The organism is Actinomadura sp. NPDC048032, assembly GCF_040653175.1.
In the GTDB taxonomy this organism is placed as follows: domain Bacteria; phylum Actinomycetota; class Actinomycetes; order Streptosporangiales; family Streptosporangiaceae; genus Spirillospora; species Spirillospora verrucosospora.
This window is the reverse complement of the sequence record NZ_JBEZJP010000684.1, coordinates 1-2,561: the sequence shown is the minus strand read 5'-3', so window position 1 is coordinate 2,561 and position 2,561 is coordinate 1. Positions and strand designations below refer to the sequence as shown.

Sequence of the window (2,561 nt, the reverse complement as noted above, 5' to 3'; positions counted from 1 at the left end):
GTCGCCTCCCGGCCCGCTGCCGCCGTGCCCGCGGGGCGGCCCCGCCGGCCACCGCCGGGCCCGCCCCACCGGCCTTGACATTGACGGCGGTGTCAAGGAGTACCGTCGCCCGTGAAGGCGAGGAGGGCCGATGCGGATCGGGGAACTGGCCGCCCGCGCGGGCGTGAGCACCCGCATGCTGCGCTACTACGAGCAGCAGGGGCTGCTGCCGGCGCGGCGCGCGCCCAACGGCTACCGCGAGTACGAGGAGTCCGACCTGCGGCTCGTCGCGCAGATCCGCGCGCTGCTGGAGACGGGCTTCACGCTGGACGACACGCGCCCGTTCGTCGACTGCCTGCGCGCGGGCCACGCCGATGGCGCGGCCTGCCCGGAGTCGGTCGCCGTCTACCGGCGCGGGCTCGCCGCGATCGACGCGGAGATCCGCGCGCTCCTCCGGCGCCGCGCCGAGGTGGCGGAGCGGCTCGCCCGAGCCTGCCCCGGCTGCGCGCCGGGCCCGGCCGACGCGCGCCCGGCGCCGGGTCAGGAGGTCCAGGCGGTGCCGGTCAGGCGCTCGTAGACCTCGACGTAGCGGGCGCGGGTGGCCTCCACGACCTCGTCGGGGATGGCGGGGCCGGGCGGGGTGCGGTCCCAGTCGAGCGTGCTGCTCCAGTCGCGCACGAACTGCTTGTCGAGGGAGTGCTGCGGACGGCCGGGCACCCACTGGTCGGCGGGCCAGAAGCGGGACGAGTCGGGCGTGAGCACCTCGTCGCCGAGGACGAGGGAGCCGTCGGCGGCGCGGCCGAACTCCAGCTTGGTGTCGGCGATGATGATGCCGCGCTCGGCGGCGAGGGCCGCGCCGCGCCGGTAGATCGCCAGGGTGACGTCCTTGAGGCGGGCGGCGGTGTCGTCGCCGATCTCGCGGACCACGTCGTCGTAGGTGATGAACTCGTCGTGGCCCTCGGCGGCCTTGGTGGTCGGCGTGAAGATCGGCTCAGGCAGCCGGTCCGCCTCGACCAGGCCGTCGGGCAGGGAGACGCCCGACACCGTGCCCGACTTCTGGTACTCCTTCAGGCCGAGCCCGGCGAGGTGCCCGCGCGCGATCCACTCGACGGGGAGCATGTCGAGGCGGCGGCAGCGGATGGCGCGCCCGGCCCACTCCTCGGGGACGTCGGTGGCCGAGACGACATGGTTCGGGATGATGTCGGCGAGCCGCTCGAACCACCAGAGGGACAGCTGCGTGAGGATCTTCCCCTTGTCCGGGACCGGGGTCGGCAGGACGACGTCGTAGACGCTCACCCGGTCCGACGCGACGAGGATCAGCTCGTCGCCGTCCGCGTAGACGTCCCTGACCTTGCCCGAGTGGACCAACTCCATGACGCTCCCCATCTAGCCGCCGTGCCGGTAGGAGTCTTCCACAGCGCCGCCCCGCCACCTGCGGCGGCTCCGCCTCGCCGGGCCCGTCCCGTCAGTCCTCGACGAACACCCGCACGCTGCGCTCGTCACGCACACGTCGGCGCCGGCGTCCATGGCCCAGGTCGGCAGGTCCTCGTGGAACGGCAGGTGCGCGCCCCACGCCTCGTCCACGATGAGGGGCTTGCCGTGCTCGTGGCAGAACCACTCGGAAGCCCCCGTCCTGGACGCCCTCGCCGCCTAGCACCGCGAGCAGCAGCTCCCCTGCACCCCGGCCGGCCACAAGCAGGGCCGCGGCGCCGACCCGCGCGCCCGCGAGGCGCTGGGCGACGCGGTCCTTCCGCTCCGACGTCCTCGCCATCTCCCGCCTCGGCGACCGGGAGTCGAACCACAAGGTGCTGGAAGTGTTCCCGGTGCCCCGGGGAGATAGATCCGGCCGTAGTAATACAAGTTTGGACGAATGGGGCAGCGGACTCCGGGTAAGGCGGGCGTGAACGCCTACAGGGAGTTTTGCTTATGAACAACCGCGTATCGCCCGAGGTGGAGCTGGCGTGGGAGGACTTCCACCGGCTCGTGAACATGACCTCCGACGAACTGCGCACCTGGTTGCTCACGGACGCGTCCGGCGAGGAGGCGTTCCCGGCCGACGGCCCCGGCCCCGGGGTGTCGGAGCTGGGCGCCCGCGTGGTGGACGTGTTGCGCAAGCGGAAGGTCGACCTGACCGAAAGCGACGGGGAGGTGATGCAGGAGGTCGTCGACTACGTGGAGGACCGCCTGGAGCACCGACCGCCGAACGCGGAACGGGACGAGGAGTGGCGCCACGCGCTGATGAGCGTGGGGCACGACCCGCTGCGTCCCGAACCGTCCAGCGCTTAGGAGGCGAGCACATGCCGAACCCGCAGCAGCCCGAGATCCGGCGGTCCGGGAGGACCGCGGTGACGGACGAACCGGCGCCCGAGGCCACCGACCCGAAGTCGACGAGGGCCAAGGGCCACGCGCACGGTACCGACAAGGGGGACAGGGGCGGCGGCAAGGGCGGCGGAACGCCGCCGGACCAGAAGCCGCCGCACCCCGCCTAGCAGCAGGCCGGAGGCCGCCCCGGAGGGGCCTGGTCGTCGAGGACCCCGAGCCGCGGTCCAAGGTCGGCATGGTCGTCGGCTCCCGGATGGCGG

Annotated in this window: 4 protein-coding genes; 3 read left to right on the top strand and 1 reads right to left on the bottom strand. The window is 73.3% G+C overall.

Annotated elements, in window-relative coordinates:
• Nucleotides 1–130: 130 nt before the first annotated feature.
• Complete coding sequence (locus AB0C69_RS41025; RefSeq protein ID WP_360362042.1) at nucleotides 131–556, top strand: MerR family transcriptional regulator; 426 nt, start codon at nucleotides 131–133, stop codon at nucleotides 554–556.
• On the opposite strand, the gene AB0C69_RS41020 is transcribed toward AB0C69_RS41025, so the two are convergent.
• Nucleotides 520–1,353 (bottom strand): phosphoribosylaminoimidazolesuccinocarboxamide synthase, encoded by an 834-nt coding sequence (locus tag AB0C69_RS41020; RefSeq protein ID WP_360362039.1) that lies wholly within the window; start codon nucleotides 1,351–1,353, stop codon nucleotides 520–522. The two genes, AB0C69_RS41025 and AB0C69_RS41020, sit on opposite strands and share 37 nt — an antisense overlap.
• Nucleotides 1,354–1,905: 552 nt before the next feature.
• Here AB0C69_RS41020 and AB0C69_RS41015 point away from each other — a divergent pair.
• Nucleotides 1,906–2,265, top strand: coding sequence for a DUF3140 domain-containing protein (locus tag AB0C69_RS41015; RefSeq protein ID WP_353834352.1), 360 nt, complete (start codon nucleotides 1,906–1,908; stop codon nucleotides 2,263–2,265).
• Nucleotides 2,266–2,276: 11 nt separating this feature from the next.
• Entirely contained in the window at nucleotides 2,277–2,468 is a 192-nt protein-coding gene (locus AB0C69_RS41010) for a hypothetical protein (protein ID WP_345180253.1), read from the top strand.
• The last annotated feature ends 93 nt before the right edge of the window (nucleotides 2,469–2,561 follow it).

Bases quoted from the DNA above. Each gene is read 5' to 3' on its own strand.
- AB0C69_RS41025 (WP_360362042.1), top strand. From the start codon at position 131: ATGCGGATCGGGGAACTGGCCGCCCGCGCGGGCGTGAGCACCCGCATG.
- AB0C69_RS41020 (WP_360362039.1), bottom strand. From the start codon at position 1,353: ATGGAGTTGGTCCACTCGGGCAAGGTCAGGGACGTCTACGCGGACGGC.
- AB0C69_RS41015 (WP_353834352.1), top strand. From the start codon at position 1,906: ATGAACAACCGCGTATCGCCCGAGGTGGAGCTGGCGTGGGAGGACTTC.
- AB0C69_RS41010 (WP_345180253.1), top strand. From the start codon at position 2,277: ATGCCGAACCCGCAGCAGCCCGAGATCCGGCGGTCCGGGAGGACCGCG.